This is a genomic window from Burkholderia sp. lig30 (assembly GCF_000687455.2).
In the GTDB taxonomy this organism is placed as follows: domain Bacteria; phylum Pseudomonadota; class Gammaproteobacteria; order Burkholderiales; family Burkholderiaceae; genus Burkholderia.
Map to the genome: position 1 here is coordinate 18372 of NZ_JGVW01000084.1, position 22362 is coordinate 40733.

Here is a 22362-nt window from a genome sequence, read left to right on the forward strand (position 1 = left end):
CGCGACGTCGACATTGCGTTTCGAATGCGGCGTCCAGCCTGGCCGCACAACCGCCCTTCACGTTCGACGCCCAGATTGATGCTGCCCACCGTATTCATCGTTTCCGACGGCACCGGGATCACTGCCGAAACCTTCGCGCACTCGATCCTCTCCCAGTTCGACCAGAAATTCCGCCTCGTGCGCCTGCCGTTCGTCGACTCGCTCGACAAGGCCTACTCGACCGTCCAGAAGATCAACGAGGCCGCGGTGCACGACGGCCGGCGCTCGATCGTCTTCACGACGCTCGTCGACGGCGAGTCGAACGACATCGTCAAGCGCTCGAACGCGCTCGTGCTCGACATGTTCCAGCGCTTCGTCGAGCCGCTCGAGCAGGAACTGCAGCTCAAGTCCAGCCACGCGATGGGCCGCGGCCACCAGAACGCCGACACCGACGAGTACAAGAAGCGCATCGAGGCGATCAACTACTCGCTCGCGCACGACGACGGCCAGTCGAACCGCAACCTGTCCGAGGCCGAGGTGATCCTCGTCGGCGTGTCGCGCAGCGGCAAGACGCCGACGAGCCTGTACCTCGCGATGCAGTACGGCGTGAAGGCGGCGAACTACCCGCTGATTCCCGAGGATTTCGAGCGTGGCAAGCTGCCGTCGGCGCTCGGCCCGCATCGCGACAAGCTGTTCGGCCTGTCGATCGACCCGCAGCGGCTGTCGGAGATCCGCAACGAGCGCCGCCCGGGCAGCAAGTACGCGGCACCGGAAAACTGCCGTTACGAAATCAACGAAGCCGAGACGATGATGCGCCGCGAAGGCATCAAGTGGCTGTCGTCGACGCACAAGTCGATCGAGGAAATCGCGACCACGATCCTGCAGGAAGTCCGCATCGACCGGCAGTCATACTGAGCGCGGCACGACCGGCCGCCTCCGCCTGAAAAAAAAGCCGCGTTCAACGCGGCTTTTCTGCATTTCGCGGCGACCGCGGCGCGGCGACAGGCGTCACGCGCCCCGCTGCTGCCGGCACTGCTCGAACAGGCATACCGCCGCCGCCGCGGCGACGTTCAGCGACTCCATGCCGCCCGGCTGCGGGATCGTCACGCGATGCGTCGCGGCGTCGCGCCAGAACGCGGACACGCCGGCGCCTTCGTTGCCGAACACCCACACCACCGGCCCCGACAGGTCGCAATCGTAGATCGCCTGCGCGCCATGCGAGTCGGTCAGCGCAATCGGCACGCCGATGCGCGCGGCCAGCACGTCCGGCGCGACGTCCTCGTGGATCGACAGCAGGAAATGCGCGCCCATCCCCGAACGCAGCACCTTCGACGACCATGCGTATGCGGTGCCGGGCGCGCAGAACACGTGCTTCACGCCGGCCGCCGCCGCGCTGCGCAGGATCGACCCGACATTGCCCGCATCCTGCACGCCGTCGAGCACGAGCGCGGTGTCCGAGATTTGCTCGGGCAGCGGCTGCGCGGGCCGATCGACGAGCAGCAGGAAACCGACGCCGTTGACGACGCTCGACAGCTGCCCGAACAGCGCATCGGGCAGCGTCACCAGCCGGTGCGCGTCGATCCGTGCGACGATCCGCTGCGCCTCGTCGTGGCGCAGCGCGCCCTCCGTCGCGATGCACAGCTCCGGCGTCGCGCCGGTGTCGAGGTACGCGCTCGCCAGATGGAACCCTTCGAGCAGCGCGTGGCCGCTGCGGCGTTGATGCGGCGTCGAACCCGCGAGCGCCTTCAGGCGTTTGTAGAGCGGATTGTCGCGGGAGGTGATGGCTTTCATCGGATTGTTCAAGGTTCGGGTTCGAGCGGGCGCGCGCTCGCAAGCCCGCAGTCAGCGCGAGCTGTTCGCCAGCTCGAGCGCCGCGCGGACCGGCGCGAACGAGCGGCGATGGTGCTCGCACGGCCCGTGCTCGCGCAGCGCGGCCAGATGTTTCGCGGTGCCGTAGCCCGAATGGACGTTGAAACCGTAGACCGGGAATTGCGCGTGAAGCTCGACGAGCATCCGGTCGCGCGTGACCTTCGCGAGAATCGACGCGGCCGAGATGCCCGGCACCAGCGCATCGCCGCCGATGATCGCCTCGCTGCGCACGGACAGCGTCGGACAGCGGTTGCCGTCGATCTGCGCGAGCGTCGGCACGACCACGAGCCCTTCGACCGCCCGCTTCATCGCGAGCATCGTCGCGTGCAGGATGTTCAGCGTATCGATCTCGTCGACGCTCGCCGACGCGATGCAGTATGCGTGCGCACGCTCGACGATCAGCGCGTACAGCGCGTCGCGCTTCTTCGCGGACAGCGCCTTCGAATCGTCGAGCCCTTCGATCGGCCGCGCGGGATCGAGGATCACCGCCGCGGCCACGACCGGCCCCGCGAGCGGGCCGCGACCGGCCTCGTCGACACCGCAGACGATCTCGTCGGGCCGGCTGAAGTCGAAGCCGCCCTGCGCGTCGACCGGCGCGCGGCGACGCGATGCACGTGCCGCCGTCATGCGCGCCCCTTGCGTTGCTCGATCACGCGGACCACCGCTTCGGCGGCTTTCGCGGCCGTGTTCTGCCGCAGGGAATGATGCATTTCGGTAAAGATTTCGGTGAGCGTGCGGCGGTTCGCGTCGTCGCGCAACTGCGTGAGCGTCGCATCGGCGAGCGCCTCGGGCGTCGCGAAATGCTGCAGCAGTTCGGGCACGACGAAGCGCCCGGCCAGGATGTTCGGCAGGCCGACGTACGGCAGATAACCCTGCCGGCGCATGATCTGCCCGGTCAGCCAGGGCACCTTGTACGAGATCACCATCGGTTTTTTCAGCAGCGCCGCCTCGAGCGTCACGGTGCCGCTCTTGACGAGGATCGCGTCCGCGGCCGTCATCGCGAGCTGCGAACGGCCGTCGGTGAGCGTCAGCGCCAGTTGCGGATGCGCATCGACGAGCGGCTGCAGCTGCTCGCGCAGCGCGGGCGTTGCCGCCGGCATCACGAAACGCACGCCCGGCTCCCGCTGCTGCATCAGCGCCATCGCCGCGAAGAAGGTCGGACCGATCAGCGCGACTTCCGAGCGACGGCTGCCGGGCAGCACGGCGATCACCGGCCCGTCGGCCGGCAGGCCCAGCGCGATGCGCGCGCCGTGCGTATCCGGCTCGATCGGGATCTCGTCGGCGAGCGGATGGCCGACGAACGTCGACGCCACGCCAGCCTTGTCGAGAATCGCCGGCTCGAACGGGAACAGGCACAGCATGTGGTCGACCGACTTGACGATCTTCTTGATCCGGCCGCCACGCCACGCCCAGATCGACGGACAGACGAAATGGATCGACGGAATCCCCGCCCCGCGCAACGACTGCTCGACGCCGAAGTTGAAGTCCGGCGCGTCGATGCCGATGAACGCGTCCGGGCGCTCGGCGAGCAACTGGCGCTTCAGCTCGCCGCGAATCCGCAGGATCTCGGGAATCTGCCCCAGCGCTTCGACGTAGCCGCGCACCGTCAGCTTGTCCATCTGCCAGTACGAGTCGAAACCCTGCGCGATCATCCGCTGACCGCCGATTCCATAGTAATGGGCCGACGCCGGCAGGCGCTCGCGCAGCCCGCCGAGCAGCGACGCGCCGAGCAGGTCGCCCGACGGCTCGCCGGCCACCATGGCGAGCCGCAGCTGAGTGGATGGGAGCGGCGGCATCGCTTAACGGATGATGCCGCGTTGCGACGCGTCGACGAACGCGAGGAGCGCCTGGACCGGCGCATCGCCGTCGCCGCCGGCCTGCGCCAGCTCGCGCAGCTGCACCTTCGCTTCTTCGAGCGACAGGCCGTTCTTGTACAGCAGCCGGTACGCGCTGCGCAGTGCCGAGATCGCATCGGGCGAGAAGCCGCGGCGGCGCAGCCCTTCGACATTGATCCCGTGCGGCTCGGCCTTGTTGCCCGCCGCGATCACGAACGGCGGCACGTCCTGCACGAGCGCCGACGCGCCACCGAGCATCGCGTGCGCGCCAATGCGCACGAACTGGTGCACGCCGGACATGCCGCCGACAAGCGCCCAGTCGCCGACCTCGACGTGGCCGGCCAGCTGTGCGTTGCTCGACATGATCACGTTGCTGCCGACGCGGCAGTCATGGCCGATGTGGACGTACGCCATGATCCAGTTGTCGTCGCCGAGCGTCGTGACGCCGGCGTCCTGCACCGTGCCGGTGTGGATCGTCGTGAATTCGCGGATCGTGTTGCGATGGCCGATCACGAGCCGGGTCGGCTCGCCCTTGTACTTCATGTCCTGCGGACGCCCGCCGATCGACGAGTAATGGCCGATGCGGTTGTCCTCGCCGAGCGTCGTATGGCCCTCGATCACGCTGTGCGAACCGATCGTGGTACGCGCGCCGATCGTGACGTTCGGGCCGACGATCGCATACGGGCCGATTTCGACGGTTTCGTCGATCTGCGCGCCCGGCTCGACAATCGCCGTGGGATGAATCCTGCTCATGCGCCGTTGCCTCTCAATGTGAAAAGTCGCGTTGCTCGTGTGCGCGCGCCGCTCAGGCTGCCGCGTCGGCCGTCTTGACCGTGCACATCAGCTCGGCTTCCGCCGCGACCTTGCCGTCGACCTCTGCCACCGCCTTGAACTTCCAGATGCCGCGGATGTAGCGCTCGAACGTCACGTTCAGGATCAGTTGATCGCCCGGCTCGACCACGCGCTTGAAGCGCGCGCCGTCGATGCCGACGAAGTAATACAGCGTGTTCTCGGGATCCTTCGGCTGCTCTTCCGCGAACGTCAGCAGCGCGGCGGCCTGCGCGAGCGCCTCGAGGATCAGCACGCCCGGCATCACCGGCCGCTTCGGGAAATGCCCCGTGAAGAACGGCTCGTTGACCGTCACGTTCTTCAGCGCCTTGATGCTCTTGTGCGGCTCGAGCTCGAGCACGCGGTCGACGAGCAGAATCGGATAGCGATGCGGCAGCAGCGTGAGGATCTTGTGGATGTCGAGGTTGATTTTTTCAGTGCTCATGATGGTTCGTCTCACGCAGAGACTGCGCGGTGGTGACTGCAAGTGCTGATACGGGCCGTTGCTCGGCCCTGTCGGTCGAACCGGGCGGCGCGCGACGGGGCCGCCCGGTTCATGATGCTGCGTTACGCGCCGGCGCCGTCGTCACGGGCGGCGAGCTCGGCTTCGAGTGCCTTGATCCGGTCGCGCAGCTTGTCGAGATTGCGCACGATCGCGGCGCTCTTGTTCCAGTCGCCGTGGTCCACGGCCGGAAACGCGCTCGTGTAGATGCCGGCCTTCGGCAGCGACTTCGACACGCCCGACTTCGCGGTGACGATCACGTAGTCGCCGAGCTTCACGTGCCCGGCGATGCCGACGGCGCCGCCGATCATGCAGTGACGGCCGATCGTCGTGCTGCCCGCGATGCCCGCGCAGCCGGCGATCACCGTGTACGCACCGATCCGGCAGTTGTGGCCGATCTGGACGAGGTTGTCGATCTTCACGCATTCGTCGATGACGGTATCCGCCATCGCGCCGCGGTCGATCGTCGTGTTCGCGCCGATTTCGACGTCCGGCCCGATCGACACGCCGCCGACCTGCGGAATCTTGACCCAGCTGCCGGTGCGCGCGTCGCCGTCGCCGACGAAGTCCGGCGCGAAGCCGAAGCCGTCGGAGCCGATCACCGCGCCGGCATGGACGATCGCCCGCGGGCCGATCCGGCAGCCGTGGTAGATCGTCACGTTCGGATACAGGTGCGAGCCGGCGCCGATCCGGGTGCCGTGCCCGATGAACACGTTCGCGTCGAGCTGCACGCCGTCCTCGATCACCGCGCCCGCCTCGATCGTCACGCGCGGCCCGATCACGGCACTCGCCGCGACCTGCGCGGCCGGATCGATCGTTGCGCTCGGATGCACGCCCGCCGGGCGCTGCGGCGCGGCGAGGTCGATGAACATCTGCGCGACGCGCGCGAAATACGCGTACGGATTCGGCGTCACGATGAAATTGCGGCCGGCCGGCCGGCCGCTTGCGGCCGCGCCCAGCTTCTCCAGATCCCTCGGTGCGATCAGCACCGCGCCCGCCCGGGTCGACTCGACCTGTGCCAGGTACTTCGGATTCGCGAGGAACGCGAGTTGTTGCGAACCGGCCTGATCGAGCGGCGCGAGGCCGCCAACCTGGCAGAGGCGGTCGCCGACGATCTCGCCGCCGAACCGCTTTACGAGTTCCTCAAGCGTCAATGCCATTCGTCGTTCGCTCCGTTCAGTTCGTCGAGCCGGACGCGAGCGCCTTGAGCACCTTGTCGGTGATGTCGATGCGCGGGCTGACGTAGACCGCTTCCTGCACGATCAGGTCGTAATTCTGCTGCTCGGCAATCTGTTTGATGACCTTGTTCGCCTTGTCCAGCACCGCCGCCAGCTCCTCGTTGCGGCGCTGGTTCAGGTCCTCGCGGAACTCGCGCTGCTTGCGCTGGAAATCCGTGTCGAGCTGGGACAGGTCGCGCTGCTTCAGCGCGCGATCCGACGGCGACAGCGACGCGCCGTTCTTGTCGAGCGACTCGGATATCCCCTTCAGGCGCTGCGCCATGTCCTGCAGATCCTTGTCGCGCTTCGCGAACTCGGCTTCGAGCTTCGTCTGCGCCACCTTCGCGGGAGCGGACTCGCGCAGGATCCGATCCGAATTGACCGCCGCGATGCGGGCGACGTCCTGCGCGTGTGCCGCCGATGCGCCCAGCGCAAACGCAACGGACAACGCGCACATTACTCGTTTCGAAAACTTACCGGTTAGCAAAATTACCCTCTCGATACTGTTGTCATGAGCCGTTCGGTCAGAACGCCGTCCCGATCTGGAACTGGAACTTCTGGTACTGGTCGCCTTCGTGCTTCTGCAGCGGGAGGCCCAGGCTCAGCTTGAGCGGACCGATCGGCGAAATCCACGCGAGACCCACGCCGTAGCCGTAGCGCAGGCCGTTCGCGCCCGTGCTGTTGCCGCCCGGCGCATTGCCCCAGACGTTGCCGCCGTCGAAGAACGTGAACACGCGCAGCGTGCGGTCGTAGCCGGTGCCCGGCAGCGGGAACGTCAGTTCGATGTTGCCGACGACCATCTTCGAGCCGCCGATCGGGTCGTTCGTCTTCGCATCGCGCGGGCCCAGCGAGCTCGGCTCATAGCCGCGCACGGAGCCGATACCGCCCGCGTAGTAGTTCTTGAAGATCGGGTACGGGTTGCCGATGCCGTTGCCGTAGCCGCCCTGCAGGTTCATGCCGAGGATGAAGCCGCGCGCGAACGAGTAGTAGTACTGGGCCTGCATGTCGACCTTGTAGTACTGGATCTTCGCGACCGGCGCACCGTATTCGACGTTCGCCTGCGTGAAGTAGCCGCGGCTCGGGATCAGCGCGCTGTCACGCGAGTCGCGCGACCACGCGACCGTCAGCGGCACGGTGTTCGACACGCGGCCGAACTGCGTCACGTAATCCTGGTAGCTCTGCGGCGTGTTCGAATCGGTGTCGAGGCGGTTCTGCTCGAAGCCCGCGCCGAAGTACACGGTGTCGGTCTCGGAGAACGGGATGCCGAACTTCAGGTTGCCGCCCGCGCTGATGATGCGGAAGCTCGAGTTCGTCGAGTAGTAGAGCGGCTGGTACGTGCGGTAGTAGACGTCCGTGATCCGCTTGATGCCGTCGACCGTGAAATACGGATCGACCTGCGTGACGGTCAGCGTGCGATAGCTCTTCGACGTATTGATGTTGACCGAGAGGCTCGTGCCCGAGCCGAACACGTTGTCCTGCGACACGCCCGCAGACAGCACCACCTTGTCGGTCGACGAGAAGCCTGCGCCCAGCGTGATCGCGCCGGTGGGCTTTTCCGCGACCTTGACGTTCACGTCGACCTGGTCGTTCGTGCCTTCGACCGGCACCGTCGTCACGTCGACGTCGGTGAAGTAGCCGAGACGGTTCACGCGGTCCTTCGACAGCGCAAGGCGGCCCGAATCGAACCACGAGCTTTCGAGCTGGCGCATTTCGCGGCGCACAACCTCGTCGCGGGTGCGGGTATTGCCGGCGATGTTGATGTGCCGCACGTACACGCGGCGGCTCGGATCGACGACCAGCGTGAGGTTCACCTTGTGCGTCGACTGGTCGATCTCAGGCTGCGCGTTGACGGTCGCGAACGCGTAACCGTATTCGCCGAGCTTGTCGACGATCGCCTTCGTCGTCTGCTGCAGCTTCTCGGCCGAGAAACGGTCGCCGGGCTTGACCTTGATGAGCTTTTTCAGCTCCGCCTCGCGCTCGAGCAGGTTGCCGGAGAGCTTGATGCCGGACACGGTGTACGGCTCGCCCTCATGCAGCGTGACCGTCAGGTACATGTCCTTCTTGTCCGGCGAGATCGACACCTGGGTCGACTCGATGTTGAACTCGAGGTAGCCGCGGTTCAGGTAGTACGAGCGCACTGCTTCGAGGTCGCCGGTCAGCTTTTCCTTCGCATACAGGTCGTTCTTCGTATACCACGAGAACCAGTTCGGCGTCGACAGCTGCATCTCGTCGCGCAGCGTGCTCGTCTTGAACGCCTTGTTGCCGATGAAGTTGATCTGACGGATCTTCGCGCTCGGGCCTTCGGCCACCGCGAACTGGATCGACACGCGGTTCGCGTCGACCGGCGTCACCGTCGTCGTCACCTCGGCGGCGTAGAAGCCGCGCGTCAGGTACTGGCGCTTGAGCTCCTGCTCGGCCTTGTCGACGAGCGCCTTGTCGTAATAGCGGCCTTCCGCGAGACCGACTGCGCGCAGCGCCTTCGTCAGGTTGTCCTTGTCGAATTCCTTCGTGCCGGTGAACTCGACCGTCGCGATCGCCGGGCGCTCCTGCACCTGCACGATCACGACGCTGCCCTGCGTCGCGATGCGGACGTCGTTGAAGAAGCCCGTCGCGTACAGCGCGCGGATCGCTTCGGATGCCTTGTCGTCGGTGAAGGTGTCGCCCTGCTTGATCGGCAGGTACGCGAACACGGAACCGGGTTCCACGCGTTGCAAGCCCTCGATCTTGATGTCTTGCACCACGAACGGTGCCGCTGCATGCGCCACGAGGCCGTGCGCGGCAAGCGCCGCGGCTGCAACTGTCTTAGGTACAAAGCGCTGAGGTTTGAACAACGTGGATCCCCAATATTTAGCTGCATCGGATCAGGCGGCTGCCGCATGGCCGCCGCCTGACGCGTCAAAAATGGATTAAACGAGCCAGGTCATTGAATAGTGCGATCGCCGACAATATGACGATGCAGATCAGCCCGGCTCTTTGCAGAATCAGTTGCCAACGCTCCGATACGGCTTTACCGGTCGCGGCTTCAACCAGATAATATAACAGATGCCCCCCGTCCAAAACGGGAATCGGCAACAAGTTCAACACGCCAAGGCTAATACTGACAAGGGCGAGGAACGACAGAAACGCCGACGGGCCGAGCCGCGCGCTCTTGCCAGCATAGTCGGCAATCGTGACCGGCCCGGACAAGTTCTTCAGCGATGCGTCACCGGTGATCATCCGCCCGAACATCCGAACCGAATAGGCCGAAATGTCCCAGGTGCGCCGCACGCCCAGCTTCACGCTCTCGATCGGCCCGTAACGCACGTCGACGCTCGGCGTCTGCATCCCGAGCGCGGCGCCGATGCGACCGACCGGCCGGCCGGTCTCGTCGTCGGGCTGCGCCTGCGGCACGACCGTCAACGCCTGCGCGACGCCGCCCCGCTCGATCTTCAGCGTGAGCGCCTTGCCCGCATGATGCTTGACCGTGTCGATGAAGCCCGACGCGCCGCCGATGCGCTGGCCGTCGAGCGCCAGCAGCTTGTCGCCGTCGCGCAGGCCTGCCTGCTGCGCGGCGCTGCCCGGCTGCACCGACGCCACCGTCAGCTGGCCGCCACCCGGCTCGAAGCCGAGGCGCGTCATGAATTCGTCGTCGAAATCGCGCTCGGAAACATGCCGCAGGTCGACGCGAAACTCGGAGTGCGCGCCGCTGCCGCTGCGCGCACCCAGCACCACTTCCTTGTGGTCGAACGCGGCGCCGAGGAGCTTCCAGCGCAGATCCACCCACGACCGCACCGGCTGCGTGTCGCCGCCTTGCGCATCGCCTACGCGCATGTCGCCTACGCGCATGTCGCGAATCGACACGATGGTCTCGTTGCCGGCGAAGCCCGCCTGGGCGGCGACCGTGCCGGCCGCCGGCGGCGCGATGATCGCCACGGGCTCGGTCACGCCGGACGCGAACACCCCGGCGAACAGCACGATCGCCAGCAGGAAATTGGCGATCGGCCCGGCCGACACGATCGCGATCCGCTTGGCGACGTGCTGCCGGTTGAACGCGTGCGCGACCTCTTCCGGCTTCACGCCGCTCCCCGGATCGCGCTCGTCGAGCATCTTCACGTAGCCGCCGAGCGGCAGCGCGGCGAGCGTCCATTCGGTGCCCGTCCGCTTGCTGACCCAGCGCGCCAGCGGCTGCCCGAAACCGATCGAGAACCGCAGCACCTTCACGCCGCACCACCGCGCAACGCGGTAATGACCGTACTCATGCACGACGACCAGCACGCCAATCGCCACTGCAAACGCGATCAGTTCAACCAGCACGTTCATGAGCACCTCATTCAGGCAGTGCGCTCCACGCGTGGCGCAGGCGCTTTCGCAATAAACGCGGCGGCGAGGCGTCGCGCCTCGGCATCCGCCGCGAGGACATCGTCGAGGCCGTCCGGCGTGCGGTTCGGCAGTGCGCCGAGCACCGCGTCCACCGTCGCCGCGATCGCCATGAAGCCGATCCGGCGCTCGAGAAACGCTTCGACCGCCACTTCGTTCGCCGCGTTCAATGCGGCGCTCGCGATGCCGCCCTCGGCCAGCGCCTTCAGCGCGAGCGCGAGACACGGGAAGCGCGCATAGTCGGGCTTCTCGAAGCTCAGTTGCGCGATCTGCGCGAGATCGAGCTGATCGACGCCCGCGTCGACGCGGTCCGGGAACGCGAGTGCGTGCGCGATCGGCGTGCGCATGTCGGGGTTGCCGAGCTGCGCGAGCACCGAGCCGTCCTTGTACGACACGAGCGAATGGATCACGCTCTGCGGGTGGATCAGCACCTCGATCCGCTCGCCGGGCAGGCCGAAGATCCAGTGCGCCTCGATCACCTCGAGCCCCTTGTTCATCATCGTCGCCGAATCGACCGAGATCTTGCGGCCCATCACCCAGTTCGGATGCTTGCACGCCTGGTCCGGCGTCACGTCGACGAGGGTCGACGGCTCGCGCGTGCGGAACGGGCCGCCCGACGCGGTCAGGATGATCTTCGAGATGCCGCCGTGCTCGGCGATGTCGCGCGGCATGCACTGGAAGATCGCGTTGTGCTCGCTGTCCACCGGCAGCAGGATCGCATCGTGGTCGCGCACCGCGTCCATGAAGATCGCGCCGGACATCACGAGCGATTCCTTGTTCGCGAGCAGGATGCGCTTGCCCGCGCGCGCGGCCGCGAGGCTCGGCGCGAGGCCCGCCGCGCCGACGATCGCCGCAACCACGGTGTCGCACCCGTCGCTCTTCGACACGTCGACGAGCGCCTGCTGCCCGTAGGCGACCTGCGTCTTGCTGCCGGCGGCGCGCAGTTGCGCCTCGACGTGCGCGGCCGTCTGCGCATCGCCGACCACCGCCACCTCGGGCGCGAATTGCAGGCACTGCGCGACGAGCTTGTCGCCGTTACGGTGCGCGGTCAGCGCGTACACCGAGAAACGCTCCGGATGCCGCGCGACCACGTCGAGCGTGCTGTCTCCGATCGAGCCCGTCGAGCCGAGCAATGTCAGACGTTTTTGCATAAGAGAAGTGTAGGTTTAACCGAGCATCAGCATCGCAAGAGGCAACACGGGCAACAGCGCATCGACACGGTCGAGCACGCCGCCGTGGCCCGGCAGCAGTCCGCTCGAATCCTTGACGCCGGCCTGGCGCTTGAGCAGCGATTCGAACAGGTCGCCGATCACGCTGAACGCGACGAGCAACGTCAGCGCAGCCCATGCGCCGGGCATGCCGTACCGCACGGCGAAGGCAGAAAAAAGGGTGGGTTCGAACAGCCGGGCCGCCATCGCGGCGCTCGCGACGGCCATCACGGCCAGCCAGCCGCCCGCCGCGCCTTCCCAGGTCTTGCCGGGGCTGATCGACACTGCAAGCTTACGCTTCCCGAACGCCTTGCCCGCAAAGTATGCGCCGATATCGGCCAGCCAGACGACGACGAGGAGCGACAGCACGAACGGCACACCCTGCGCGCGCGCGGCGACGAGCGCATGCCAGCACGCGGCGAAAATCACGAGTCCCGACGCGAGCAGGAACGGCCGCCACACGCCTTCGGCGAGATGCGGCTTGCGCCACAGCGAAAACGGACCGGCCAGCAGCCAGAACACGCCGGCCGCCTCGAAAAGGGGGCGCGACGCGCTCACGCCGACGCCGAGCCGCGTGCTCGCGAACAGCGCGAGCGCCGCGGCGGCCGCATAGACGACCGGGCCGCCGCCGCTGAGCTTCAGCAGGCGCGCCCACTCCCAGGCGGCGAACACCAGCACGACGGCGATCAACGCGCCGAACGCGCTCAGCGGCGCGAACAGCGTGACCGGCAGCAACACCGCCAGCAGCGCGACTGCCGTGATGACACGGGTTTTCAGCATGAAAAGGAGTCGGCGCTTTGCGACTGCGACTCGAGCTGCGCGCTCGTGCGGCCAAAGCGGCGCTCGCGGTCGGTGTAGGACGCGAGCGCGTCGGCAAGGGCCGCGCCGTCGAAGTCCGGCCAGTATTTGGGGGTGAAGTAGAACTCGGTATAGGCGAGCTGCCACAGCAGGAAATTGCTGATGCGCTGTTCGCCGCCCGTGCGGATGAATAGATCGGGCTCCGGCGCATAGGCCATCGCGAGATGGGGCGAGAAAGTCGCCTCGCTGATCTCCACCTCGCGGCCCTCGCGAACCGCCTGCTCGACGAGCTTGCGGGTCGCCTGGAGAATGTCCCAACGGCCGCCGTAGTTCGCGGCGATGGTGAGCGTGAGGCGCGTGTTGCGCGCCGTCTTGGTTTCGGCGCGACGGATCAGCGCCTGGATGCGCGGCTCGAAGCGGTCGAGATCGCCGACCACGCGCAGACGGATCCCGTTCGCGTGCAGCTTGCCGATCTCGCGCTCGAGCGCGGTGATGAAGAGCCGCATCAGGAACGATACTTCGTCGGTCGGCCGGCGCCAGTTTTCCGAGCTGAACGCGAACAGCGTCAGGTATTCGACACCCGCGCGCGCGCAGGTCTCCACCACCGAGCGCACCGCGTCGACGCCGCGGGTATGCCCCGCCACGCGCGGCAAGCGGCGCTCGGTCGCCCAACGGCCATTGCCGTCCATGATGATCGCGATGTGACGCGGCACGGCGGCGACGTCAGGCACGCGAACAGTAGAGCTGGTATAGGTCATGGCCGTTGAGACGATGAGGCGTGAAGAAGGCGGCGCGCGAGGACGGTCGTCAGACCGTCATGATCTCGGCTTCCTTGCTCTGCACGAGCTTGTCGATTTCCGCTACGTGCTTGTCGGTCAGCTTCTGCACGTCGTCGCCGGCACGGCGCTCGTCGTCTTCCGAGATTTCCTTGTCCTTCACGAGCTTCTTGAGCTGCTCGTTCGCATCGCGGCGCAGGTTGCGGATCGCGACCTTGGCCGTCTCGCCTTCGCCCTTGACGACCTTCGTCAGCTCACGGCGGCGCTCTTCGGTCAGCGCCGGCATCGGCACGCGGATCAGGTCGCCCGACGTCGCCGGGTTCAGGCCCAGGTCGGCTTCGCGGATCGCCTTCTCGACCTTCGCGACCATGTTCTTTTCCCACGGCTGAACGCCGATCGTGCGTGCGTCGACGAGCGTCAGGTTGGCCACCTGCGAGATCGGCACCATCGAACCGTAGTAGTCGACCTGCACGTGATCGAGCAAACCGGTATGCGCACGGCCCGTGCGGATCTTCGCCAGATCGTTCTTGAACGCTTCGATCGAGCGCTGCATCTTCTGCTCGACGCCCTTCTTGGTTTCAGCGACACTCATTTCAACCTCCGAACCTTCAAACTTTCAATACGACGCGGGTTGCGCGCGTGCGCAGCACGCCGCGCGACACCCGCATCCGCGAGAGTTTACACGTGGACGAGCGTACCTTCGTCCTCGCCCAGCACGATGCGCTTGAGCGCCCCCGGCTTGTTGATCGAGAACACGCGAATCGGCAGCTTCTGGTCGCGGCACAGCGCGAATGCCGTCGCGTCCATCACCTGCAGGTTGCGGCTGATCGCTTCGTCGAAGCTGATCGTCGCGTAGCGCGTGGCGGACGGATCCTTCTTCGGATCGGCCGAATACACGCCGTCGACCTTCGTCGCCTTCAGCACCACCTCGGCGCCCACTTCCGCGCCGCGCAGCGCGGCGGCCGTATCGGTCGTGAAGAACGGGTTGCCGGTGCCTGCGGCGAAGATCACCACCTTGCCTTCCTCCAGCTGGCGGATCGCGCGCGGGCGGATATACGGCTCGACGACCTGGTCCATGCGCAGCGCCGACTGCACGCGCGCCTCGATGCCGGCATGACGCATCGCATCCTGCAGCGCCAGCGCGTTCATCATTGTCGCCAGCATGCCCATGTAGTCGGCCGTTGCGCGGTCCATGCCGGCCGCACCACCCGCGACGCCGCGGAAAATGTTGCCGCCGCCGATCACCACCGCGAGCTGCGTGCCGAGACGCACGACTTCGGCGATATCGGCCACCATCCGCTCGATCGTCTGCCGATTGATGCCGAAGGCATCATCGCCCATCAGCGCTTCGCCGGAGAGTTTGAGGAGGATGCGTTTATAGGCATTGGACATAGGGGCTTCCGAGCGACGAGAGGATGACAACCACGAACTGTAGGGGCGAAATACTGATTCGGGCAAGCGCCGCCGGCCCGGCCGGACTCCCGGACCGGCCGGCGGCACCGCCGGCCGCGGCGGAACGGACGTCCGCCGCGGATGCTGCTTGACTGCTGATGCTTACTGCTGCTTTGCTGCTGCGACTTGCGCGGCCACTTCGGCGGCGAAGTCGTCCTGGCGCTTCTCGATGCCTTCGCCGACGACGAACAGCGCGAATTGCTGCACCGCAGCATCCGCAGCCTTCAGCATCTGCTCGATCGTCTGCTTGTCGTTCTTCACGAACGGCTGGTTCAGCAGCGACACTTCCTTCAGGAACTTCTGGACGCTGCCGTCGACCATCTTCGCGACGATCTCGGCCGGCTTGCCCGATTCCGCGGCCTTCTGCTCGGCGACGCGACGCTCCTTCTCGATCAGCTCGGCCGGCACCTCGTTCGACGACAGCGAGACCGGCTTCATTGCCGCGACGTGCATCGCGACATCCTTGCCGACCTGCTCTTCCGCGCCCGTGTACTCGACGATCACGCCAATGCGGCTGCCGTGCAGGTACGAAGCGATCTTGTTCGACGTCTCGAAGCGCACGAAGCGGCGGATCGAGACGTTTTCGCCGATCTTGCCGACCAGCGCGAGGCGCACTTCGTCGACCGTCTTGCCGTCGAGCGGCAGCGCGGACAGCGCAGCGACGTCGGCCGGGTTCTGCGTCGCCACCAGCTCGGCGACTTGCTGCGAGAACGCGTTGAAGTCGTCGTTCTTCGCGACGAAGTCGGTTTCGCAGTTCAGTTCGACGAGCGCGCCGGCATTGCCGCCGACGAACGATGCGACGACGCCTTCTGCCGTCACGCGCGATGCCGCCTTGCTCGCCTTGTTGCCGAGCTTGACGCGCAGCAGCTCTTCAGCCTTGGCCATGTCGCCGTCGGCTTCCGTCAGCGCCTTCTTGCACTCCATCATCGGTGCATCGGTCTTTGCGCGCAGTTCTGCCACCATGCTTGCGGTAATTGCCGCCATCATTCGCTCCTTGAGTCTGTATTCACAACGCCGCCCGCAGTTCGACGCGAACGGCCGAGATTCGTTTCCGGACCCGCCGCCCACGCGGCGCGATTACGGTCCGGCGCACACGCTTAAAAAAAGGGGGCCTGTTGAGAGCCCCCTTTTTGCGCCGGCTCGGGGCCAGTTACGCGTTTTCCTCGACGTATTCGTCGTCGCCGCGCGCTGCCTGGACCACTTCGTTGACCGCGTTCGCACGGCCTTCGAGGATCGCGTCCGCAATGCCTTCGGCGTACAGCGCGACTGCCTTGCTCGAGTCGTCGTTACCCGGGATCACGTAGTCCACACCTTCCGGCGAGTGGTTCGTATCGACCACGGCGATGACCGGCACGCCCAGCTTGTTCGCTTCGGTGACGGCAATCTTGTGGTAGCCGACGTCGACGACGAAGATCGCGTCCGGAATGCCGCCCATGTCCTTCACGCCGCCGATCGACTTCTGCAGCTTGGCGATTTCACGCTCGAACAGCAGCGCTTCCTTCTTGCTCATCTTCTCGAGCTCGCCCGCCTCGACCGCCGCTTCCATGTCCTTCAGGCGCTTGATCGACACCTTCAGCGTCTTGAAGTTGGTCATCATGCCGCCGAGCCAGCGTGCGTTGACGAACGGCATGCCCGCGCGCTGAGCTTCCTGGGCGATCGTGTCGCGCGACTGGCGCTTCGTGCCGACGAACATGATCGTGCCGCGGTTCGCTGCCAGCTGACGCACGTACTTCTGTGCGTCGGTGAACATCGGCAGCGTCTTTTCGAGGTTGATGATGTGAATCTTGTTGCGGTGACCGAAAATGAACGGTGCCATCTTCGGGTTCCAGAAGCGCGTCTGGTGACCGAAGTGGACACCCGCTTCCAGCATTTGGCGCATCGTTACTGCCATATCAATTCTCCACGAGGGTTAGGTCTTAAGCCGGCCGCCGTACCGCCGCGCGAACGCTTTCGCTCGCGCGGCCGGCACCCTGGTTGCGCCGGCTTGCGATTCGGCACGCGCAAATGCCCGTGCCGCAAGCCTCTCACTACCACCGCCGGGTGCACCACCCCAATCTGGAGCATCACCGGCGTTACAGTGTCGACTTAGCCAATAAGTATAGCATGCCGACTTTGCCGTTCTCAAGTCGCCCGCCGCTTTGCCGCGCGTGGCGGCAATCCGCAAAAACCCGCGCCCGCGCCGCGCCCCGGGGCTGCGAGGCCCCGCATAAGGTGCGATAATTCTCCAATTCACCGCATTCCAGGCACACATCGATGGCTATTACGCTCAAAAACGAACACGACATCGCGCAGATGCGCGTCGCCTGCCGCCTCGCGAGCGAAGTGCTCGACTACATCACGCCGTTCGTCGTCGCGGGCGTCACGACGGGCGAGCTCGACCGCCTCTGCCACGAGTACATGGTCAGCGTGCAGGGCACGGTTCCCGCGACGCTGAACTACCAGCCGCCCGGCTACCCGCCGTACCCGGCGTCGTGCTGCATTTCCGTAAACGACGTGATCTGTCACGGCATTCCGGGCGACAAGGTGCTCAAGAGCGGCGACGCGCTCAATATCGACATCACCGTCATCAAGGAAGGCTACTTCGGCGACACGAGCCGGATGTTCATCGTCGGCGAGGGCTCGATCCTCGCGAAGCGCCTCGTGCAGGCCACCTACGAATGCATGTGGCTCGGCATCGACCAGGTCAAGCCGGGCGCGCGCCTCGGCGACATCGGCTACGCGATCCAGAAGCACGCGGAAGCGCAGGGCTACAGCGTCGTGCGCGAATACTGCGGCCACGGCATCGGCACGGTGTTCCACGAAGATCCGCAGGTCGTCCACTACGGCCGCCCGGGCACCGGCGTCGAGCTGAAGCCGGGCATGATCTTCACGATCGAGCCGATGATCAACGCCGGCAAGCGCGACATCCGCACGATGCCCGACCAGTGGACGGTCAAGACGCGCGACCGCAGCCTGTCCGCGCAGTGGGAGCACACCGTGCTCGTCACCGAGACCGGCTACGAAGTGCTGACCGTGTCCGCCGGCACACCGCCGCGCCCCGTGTTCGCCAACCCGTCCGCAGCGGCCTGAGCGCGCGCGCCGGCCCGCCCCGCCCCTACCCGACCCAGCCGCCCATGAGCGCTCCCGCAGCCACCCCGACCGAAGCGCTCTCGCGGCGCGCCGAATTCAAGGCCGTCAAGGCCGATCTGCTCGCGCGCTTTCGCAGCGCGAGCAATGTCGCGCCGCTGATGCACGCGCTGTCGAAAGCCACCGACGACGCGCTCAGGTCGGTCTGGGACGCATGCGGGCTGCCCGCCTCGCTCGCGCTCGTCGCGGTCGGCGGCTACGGGCGCGGCGAGCTGTCGCCGTATTCCGACGTCGACATCCTGGTGCTGCTGCCCGATGGCCACGACGCCGAACTGGACGCGCGCATCGAGCGCTTCATCGGCATGGCGTGGGATCTCGGCCTCGAGATCGGCAGCAGCGTGCGCACCGTCGCGCAATGCATCGAGGAAGCGTCGAACGACGTGACGGTGCAGACATCGCTGCTCGAGGCGCGCCGCGTCATCGGCAGCACCGCGCTGTTCGAGCGCTTCACGCTGCACTATCGCGAAGCGCTCGACGCTCGCGCGTTCTTCCAGGCGAAAGTGCTGGAAATGCGCCAGCGTCACGCAAAGTTCCAGGATTCGCCGTACAGCCTCGAGCCGAACGTGAAGGAAAGCCCGGGCGGGCTGCGCGACCTGCAGACGATCCTCTGGATCGCGCGCGCGGCCGGCTTCGGCAGCAGCTGGCGCGAGCTGGACACGCGCGGCCTCATCACCGATCGCGAAGCGCGCGAGCTGCGCCGCAACGAGGGCTTCCTGAAGACACTGCGCGCGCGGCTGCACGTGCTCGCCGGGCGCCGCCAGGATATCCTGGTGTTCGACCTGCAGACCCAGGCGGCCGAGAGCTTCGGCTACGCGCCGACGCCGACCAAGCGCGCGAGCGAGCAGCTGATGCGCCGCTACTACTGGGCCGCGAAGGCGGTCACGCAGCTCGCGACGATCCTGATCCAGAACATCGAGGCGCAACTCTTCCCGGCGACGAGCGGCATCACGCGCGTGCTGTCGGCAGGCCGCTTCGTCGAGAAGCAGGGCATGCTCGAGATCGCCGCGGACGACGTGTTCGAGCGCCATCCCGACGCGATCCTCGAAGCGTTCCTGCTGTACGAGACGACTCGCGGCGTCAAGGGCCTGTCGGCCCGCACGCTGCGCGCGCTCTACAACTCGCGCGAGATCATGAACAACGCGTGGCGGCGCGATCCGCGCAACCGCCACACCTTCATGAAGATCCTGCAGCAGCCCGAAGGCATCACGCATGCGTTCCGGCTGATGAACCAGACGAGCGTGCTCGGCCGCTACCTGCTGAACTTCCGCCGCATCGTCGGCCAGATGCAGCACGACCTGTACCACGTCTACACGGTCGACCAGCACATCCTGATGGTGCTGCGCAACATCCGCCGCTTCGCGGTCGCCGAGCACGCGCACGAGTATCCGTTCTGCAGCCAGCTGATCGGCAACTTCGAGCGGCCGTGGGTGCTGTATGTCGCGGCGCTGTTCCATGACATTGCGAAAGGCCGCGGCGGCGACCACTCGACGCTCGGCATGGCCGATGCGCGGCGCTTCTGCCGCGAGCACGGCATCGCGGGCGACGACGCGGCGCTCGTCGTCTGGCTGGTCCAGCAGCACCTGACGATGAGTCAGGTCGCGCAGAAGCAGGACACGAGCGATCCGGAAGTCATCAAGCGCTTCGCCGACCTGGTCGGCAACGAGCGCTGGCTGACCGCGCTGTATCTGCTGACCGTGGCCGACATCCGCGGCACCAGCCCGAAGGTGTGGAACACGTGGAAGGGCAAGCTGCTCGAAGACCTTTACCGTGCGACGCTTGCGGTGCTCGGCGGCGCGCAGCCCGACACGCATTCCGAGCTGAAGTCCCGCCAGGAAGAGGCGCTCGCGCTCCTGCGGCTCGAGACCGTGCCCGCCGACGCGCACCGCGCGCTGTGGAGCCAGCTCGACGTCGGCTTCTTCCTGCGCCACGACGCGGCCGACATCGCGTGGCAGACCCGTGTGCTGTCCCGGCACGTGAACGCCGACACCGCGATCGTCCGCGCGCGGCCGTCGCCGGTCGGCGACGCGCTGCAGGTGCTCGTCTACGTGAAGGACCGCCCCGACCTGTTCGCCGGCATCTGCGCGTACTTCGACCGCAACGGCCTGTCGGTGCTCGACGCGCGCATCAACACGACGCGCCACGGCTACGCGCTCGACAACTTCATCGTCACGCAGACCGAGCACGACGTGCAGTACCGCGACATCGCGAACCTCGTCGAACAGCAGCTCGCCGCCCGCCTCGCCGAGGCGGCGCCGCTGCCGGAACCGTCCAAGGGCCGGCTGTCCCGGCTGTCGCGGACGTTCCCGATCACGCCGCGCGTCGACCTCCGGGCCGACGAGCGCGGCCAGTATTACATCCTGTCCGTGTCCGCCAACGACCGGCCGGGCCTTCTTTATTCGATCGCGCGCGTGCTGGCCGAGCACCGGGTCGGCGTCCACGCGGCGCGGATCAACACCCTCGGCGAACGCGTCGAGGACGTCTTCCTGCTCGACGGCGCCGGCTTGTCCGACAACCGCCTGCAGATCCAGGTCGAAACCGAATTGCTGCGCGCGATCGCAGTGTAAGCATCTATGCGTCCCAAATTAACCGCCAAACATCCGCGGCCGGCTTCGCCGGGCCGCGACCCCGTCCGTTCCGGCAGCCATACCGGGCGCAAGCCCGTGCGCGCCGCGCCCGGCGCCGAGAGCCCGACCGGCAAGCCCGCCGCGAAATCCGCCGCGCCGCGGACGTCCAAGAAACCCGCTGGGGCGCCGCGCGAACGCGCTGCGTTCGGCCAGCCGCCCGCACGCGGCGGCCGCGAGCGTCCGGATACCGGCCGCCCGGCCAGACCGTCGGCAGGCGGCGATCGTTTCGGCACGCGCGACGCGTCCGAACGCTCGACGCGGCCGGCCCGCGCATCCGCGCCCGGCACCGCCCGGCCGAACCCCGAAGGCCGCAAAGGCGGCTTCGCGAAACGTCCGGAAGCAGGCGGCGATCGTTTCGGCACGCGCGATGCATCGGAACGCTCGACGCGGCCGCCCCGCGCATCCGCACCCGGCACCGCCCGGCAGAACCCCGAAGGCCGTAAAGGCGGTTTCGCGAAACGCCCGGAGGCAGGCGCCGATCGTTTCGGCACGCGCGACGCGTCCGAACGCTCGACGCGGCCGGCCCGCGCATTCGCGCCCGGCGCCGCCCGGCAGAACGCCGAAGGCCGCACGGGCGGCTTCGCAAAACGCCCGGAGGCCGCTGGCGAGCGCGCCGCGCGCCCCCGCTCCGCGTTCGGCGAGTCGCCCGCGCGCGGCCGCGAACGCCCGGATGCCGGCCGCCCGGCCAGGCCGTCGGCAGACAACGATCGTTTCGGCCCGCGTGGCGATGCACGCAAGCCGCGCCGCGACGACGGCTCGCCTGCGCCAAAGCGCAGCGACGCCTCCTTCAAGCGTGACGATGCTTCCTTCAAGCGCGGCGACTTCAAGCGCAGCGACGTGGCCACCAAGCGTGGCGACGCGCCGGCCAAACGCGGCGATTTCGCCGCGCGGCGGGACACCGGCCCATCGGCCGCCCGCCGCCCGACCGGCGGCGCACTGAAGGTCGCTCAGCCCGTCAAGCGCTTCGCCGCCTCCGAGGACCGCGACGAAACCGGCCTGATGCGACTGTCGAAGCGGATGTCCGAACTGGGCCTGTGCTCGCGCCGTGAAGCCGACGAGTGGATCGAGAAAGGCTGGGTGCTGGTCGACGGCGAGCGCATCGACACGCTCGGCACCAAGGTGCGCGCCGACCAGCGCATCGAGATCGACGAGCGCGCGGCCGCCGCGCAGGCCGCGCAGGTGACGATCCTGCTGCACAAGCCTGTCGGCTACGTGTCGGGCCAGGCGGAGGACGGCTACGAGCCCGCCGCCGTACTGATCACGCGCGACAACCACTGGAGCGGCGACCACTCGCCGCTGCGCTTCTCGCCGCAGCATCTGCGCGCGCTCGCGCCCGCCGGGCGGCTCGACATCGACTCGACCGGCCTGCTCGTGCTGACGCAAAACGGCCGGATCGCGAAACAGCTGATCGGCGAGCAGTCCGACATCGACAAGGAATACCTGGTGCGCGTGCGGTTCGGCGAGCGCCTGACCGACATCGACCAGCACTTCCCGGCGGAATCGCTCGCGAAGCTGCGGCACGGTCTCGAGCTCGACGGCGTGCCGCTCAAGCCCGCAATGGTCAGCTGGCAGAACGGCGAGCAATTGCGCTTCGTGCTGCGCGAGGGCAAGAAGCGCCAGATCCGCCGCATGTGCGAACTGGTCGGTCTCGAGGTGATCGGCCTCAAGCGCGTGCGCATGGGCCGCGTGATGCTCGGCGCGCTGCCGCAGGGCCAGTGGCGCTATCTGTCGGCCGACGAGAACTTCTAAGCCCGGCGCGGGCCTGCAAAAACGCCCGCGCAATGGACGACGC

At 67.1% G+C, this 22362-nt stretch carries 20 protein-coding genes; 4 read left to right on the forward strand and 16 right to left on the reverse strand.

Features of this window, described 5'->3' with window-relative positions; translation table 11 throughout:
- Nucleotides 1-78: 78 nt before the first annotated feature.
- Entirely contained in the window at nucleotides 79-894 is an 816-nt protein-coding gene (gene ppsR / locus LIG30_RS14955; protein ID WP_038713395.1) for a posphoenolpyruvate synthetase regulatory kinase/phosphorylase PpsR, read from the forward strand.
- A 93-nt stretch (nucleotides 895-987) separates the two neighbouring features.
- On the opposite strand, the gene LIG30_RS14960 is transcribed toward ppsR, so the two are convergent.
- The 16 genes from LIG30_RS14960 to rpsB all read right to left on the reverse strand — a co-directional run bounded on the left by LIG30_RS14960 (nucleotide 988) and on the right by rpsB (nucleotide 16711).
- Nucleotides 988-1770 carry a TrmH family RNA methyltransferase gene (locus LIG30_RS14960; RefSeq protein WP_038713396.1) on the reverse strand — a complete coding sequence of 261 codons (783 nt, stop codon included), beginning with the start codon at nucleotides 1768-1770 and terminating at the stop codon, nucleotides 988-990.
- A gap of 51 nt (nucleotides 1771-1821) precedes the next feature.
- Entirely contained in the window at nucleotides 1822-2475 is a 654-nt protein-coding gene (rnhB, locus tag LIG30_RS14965; RefSeq protein WP_038713397.1) for a ribonuclease HII, read from the reverse strand.
- Nucleotides 2472-3644 carry a lipid-A-disaccharide synthase gene (gene lpxB / locus LIG30_RS14970; protein ID WP_038713398.1) on the reverse strand — a complete coding sequence of 391 codons (1173 nt, stop codon included), beginning with the start codon at nucleotides 3642-3644 and terminating at the stop codon, nucleotides 2472-2474. Before lpxB ends, rnhB begins: the two co-directional genes overlap by 4 nt.
- A gap of 3 nt (nucleotides 3645-3647) precedes the next feature.
- Nucleotides 3648-4436, reverse strand: coding sequence for an acyl-ACP--UDP-N-acetylglucosamine O-acyltransferase (gene lpxA / locus LIG30_RS14975; RefSeq protein WP_038713399.1), 789 nt, complete (start codon nucleotides 4434-4436; stop codon nucleotides 3648-3650).
- Between the two features lie 52 nt (nucleotides 4437-4488).
- Nucleotides 4489-4956 carry a 3-hydroxyacyl-ACP dehydratase FabZ gene (fabZ, locus tag LIG30_RS14980; RefSeq protein ID WP_038713400.1) on the reverse strand — a complete coding sequence of 156 codons (468 nt, stop codon included), beginning with the start codon at nucleotides 4954-4956 and terminating at the stop codon, nucleotides 4489-4491.
- Between the two features lie 122 nt (nucleotides 4957-5078).
- On the reverse strand, nucleotides 5079-6173 hold the full coding sequence (gene lpxD / locus LIG30_RS14985; protein WP_038713401.1) for a UDP-3-O-(3-hydroxymyristoyl)glucosamine N-acyltransferase: 1095 nt from the start codon (nucleotides 6171-6173) through the stop codon (nucleotides 5079-5081).
- Nucleotides 6174-6189: 16 nt separating this feature from the next.
- A complete protein-coding gene (locus LIG30_RS14990; protein ID WP_038713402.1) occupies nucleotides 6190-6687 on the reverse strand; it encodes an OmpH family outer membrane protein in 498 nt (165 codons plus the stop codon).
- A 67-nt stretch (nucleotides 6688-6754) separates the two neighbouring features.
- The gene (bamA, locus tag LIG30_RS14995; protein ID WP_038713403.1) at nucleotides 6755-9061 is read right to left on the reverse strand and encodes an outer membrane protein assembly factor BamA; all 2307 of its coding nucleotides are present in this window, start codon (nucleotides 9059-9061) and stop codon (nucleotides 6755-6757) included.
- Between the two features lie 64 nt (nucleotides 9062-9125).
- The gene (rseP, locus tag LIG30_RS15000) at nucleotides 9126-10529 is read right to left on the reverse strand and encodes an RIP metalloprotease RseP (RefSeq protein WP_038713404.1); all 1404 of its coding nucleotides are present in this window, start codon (nucleotides 10527-10529) and stop codon (nucleotides 9126-9128) included.
- A gap of 11 nt (nucleotides 10530-10540) precedes the next feature.
- On the reverse strand, nucleotides 10541-11737 hold the full coding sequence (locus LIG30_RS15005; protein ID WP_038713405.1) for a 1-deoxy-D-xylulose-5-phosphate reductoisomerase: 1197 nt from the start codon (nucleotides 11735-11737) through the stop codon (nucleotides 10541-10543).
- Between the two features lie 15 nt (nucleotides 11738-11752).
- Nucleotides 11753-12574 (reverse strand): phosphatidate cytidylyltransferase, encoded by an 822-nt coding sequence (locus tag LIG30_RS15010; RefSeq protein ID WP_038713406.1) that lies wholly within the window; start codon nucleotides 12572-12574, stop codon nucleotides 11753-11755.
- A complete protein-coding gene (uppS, locus tag LIG30_RS15015) occupies nucleotides 12568-13350 on the reverse strand; it encodes a polyprenyl diphosphate synthase (protein WP_038713407.1) in 783 nt (260 codons plus the stop codon). The genes LIG30_RS15010 and uppS overlap by 7 nt, the downstream gene beginning before the upstream one ends.
- Nucleotides 13351-13399: 49 nt before the next feature.
- Nucleotides 13400-13960, reverse strand: a complete 561-nt coding sequence (gene frr / locus LIG30_RS15020; RefSeq protein ID WP_038713408.1) for a ribosome recycling factor — start codon at nucleotides 13958-13960, stop codon at nucleotides 13400-13402.
- Nucleotides 13961-14046: 86 nt separating this feature from the next.
- Nucleotides 14047-14760 carry a UMP kinase gene (gene pyrH / locus LIG30_RS15025; RefSeq protein WP_038713409.1) on the reverse strand — a complete coding sequence of 238 codons (714 nt, stop codon included), beginning with the start codon at nucleotides 14758-14760 and terminating at the stop codon, nucleotides 14047-14049.
- A 162-nt stretch (nucleotides 14761-14922) separates the two neighbouring features.
- Nucleotides 14923-15804: a translation elongation factor Ts gene (tsf, locus tag LIG30_RS15030; RefSeq protein ID WP_038713410.1), complete on the reverse strand. Its 882-nt coding sequence runs from the start codon at nucleotides 15802-15804 to the stop codon at nucleotides 14923-14925.
- 166 nt (nucleotides 15805-15970) lie between these two features.
- Nucleotides 15971-16711 (reverse strand): 30S ribosomal protein S2, encoded by a 741-nt coding sequence (gene rpsB, locus LIG30_RS15035; RefSeq protein ID WP_038713411.1) that lies wholly within the window; start codon nucleotides 16709-16711, stop codon nucleotides 15971-15973.
- A 362-nt stretch (nucleotides 16712-17073) separates the two neighbouring features.
- Between rpsB and map the strand changes: the two genes are divergently transcribed.
- The 3 genes from map to LIG30_RS25380 are packed head-to-tail and all read left to right on the forward strand — an operon-like array spanning nucleotide 17074 to nucleotide 22319.
- Nucleotides 17074-17889, forward strand: coding sequence for a type I methionyl aminopeptidase (gene map, locus LIG30_RS15040; protein WP_038713412.1), 816 nt, complete (start codon nucleotides 17074-17076; stop codon nucleotides 17887-17889).
- 44 nt (nucleotides 17890-17933) lie between these two features.
- The gene (locus LIG30_RS15045; RefSeq protein ID WP_038713413.1) at nucleotides 17934-20510 is read left to right on the forward strand and encodes a [protein-PII] uridylyltransferase; all 2577 of its coding nucleotides are present in this window, start codon (nucleotides 17934-17936) and stop codon (nucleotides 20508-20510) included.
- 6 nt (nucleotides 20511-20516) lie between these two features.
- Entirely contained in the window at nucleotides 20517-22319 is a 1803-nt protein-coding gene (locus LIG30_RS25380) for a pseudouridine synthase (protein WP_083494052.1), read from the forward strand.
- The last annotated feature ends 43 nt before the right edge of the window (nucleotides 22320-22362 follow it).

Coding starts and splice junctions, on each gene's coding strand:
- lpxA (WP_038713399.1), bottom strand. CDS start 4,436: ATGAGCAGGATTCATCCCACGGCGATTGTCGAGCCGGGCGCGCAGATC.
- uppS (WP_038713407.1), bottom strand. CDS start 13,350: ATGACCTATACCAGCTCTACTGTTCGCGTGCCTGACGTCGCCGCCGTG.
- ppsR (WP_038713395.1), top strand. CDS start 79: ATGCTGCCCACCGTATTCATCGTTTCCGACGGCACCGGGATCACTGCC.
- tsf (WP_038713410.1), bottom strand. CDS start 15,804: ATGGCGGCAATTACCGCAAGCATGGTGGCAGAACTGCGCGCAAAGACC.
- rnhB (WP_038713397.1), bottom strand. CDS start 2,475: ATGACGGCGGCACGTGCATCGCGTCGCCGCGCGCCGGTCGACGCGCAG.
- LIG30_RS14960 (WP_038713396.1), bottom strand. CDS start 1,770: ATGAAAGCCATCACCTCCCGCGACAATCCGCTCTACAAACGCCTGAAG.
- fabZ (WP_038713400.1), bottom strand. CDS start 4,956: ATGAGCACTGAAAAAATCAACCTCGACATCCACAAGATCCTCACGCTG.
- LIG30_RS15045 (WP_038713413.1), top strand. CDS start 17,934: ATGAGCGCTCCCGCAGCCACCCCGACCGAAGCGCTCTCGCGGCGCGCC.
- pyrH (WP_038713409.1), bottom strand. CDS start 14,760: ATGTCCAATGCCTATAAACGCATCCTCCTCAAACTCTCCGGCGAAGCG.
- LIG30_RS15010 (WP_038713406.1), bottom strand. CDS start 12,574: ATGCTGAAAACCCGTGTCATCACGGCAGTCGCGCTGCTGGCGGTGTTG.
- lpxD (WP_038713401.1), bottom strand. CDS start 6,173: ATGGCATTGACGCTTGAGGAACTCGTAAAGCGGTTCGGCGGCGAGATC.
- LIG30_RS14990 (WP_038713402.1), bottom strand. CDS start 6,687: ATGTGCGCGTTGTCCGTTGCGTTTGCGCTGGGCGCATCGGCGGCACAC.
- map (WP_038713412.1), top strand. CDS start 17,074: ATGGCTATTACGCTCAAAAACGAACACGACATCGCGCAGATGCGCGTC.
- LIG30_RS15005 (WP_038713405.1), bottom strand. CDS start 11,737: ATGCAAAAACGTCTGACATTGCTCGGCTCGACGGGCTCGATCGGAGAC.
- lpxB (WP_038713398.1), bottom strand. CDS start 3,644: ATGCCGCCGCTCCCATCCACTCAGCTGCGGCTCGCCATGGTGGCCGGC.
- LIG30_RS25380 (WP_083494052.1), top strand. CDS start 20,517: ATGCGTCCCAAATTAACCGCCAAACATCCGCGGCCGGCTTCGCCGGGC.
- rseP (WP_038713404.1), bottom strand. CDS start 10,529: ATGAACGTGCTGGTTGAACTGATCGCGTTTGCAGTGGCGATTGGCGTG.
- frr (WP_038713408.1), bottom strand. CDS start 13,960: ATGAGTGTCGCTGAAACCAAGAAGGGCGTCGAGCAGAAGATGCAGCGC.
- rpsB (WP_038713411.1), bottom strand. CDS start 16,711: ATGGCAGTAACGATGCGCCAAATGCTGGAAGCGGGTGTCCACTTCGGT.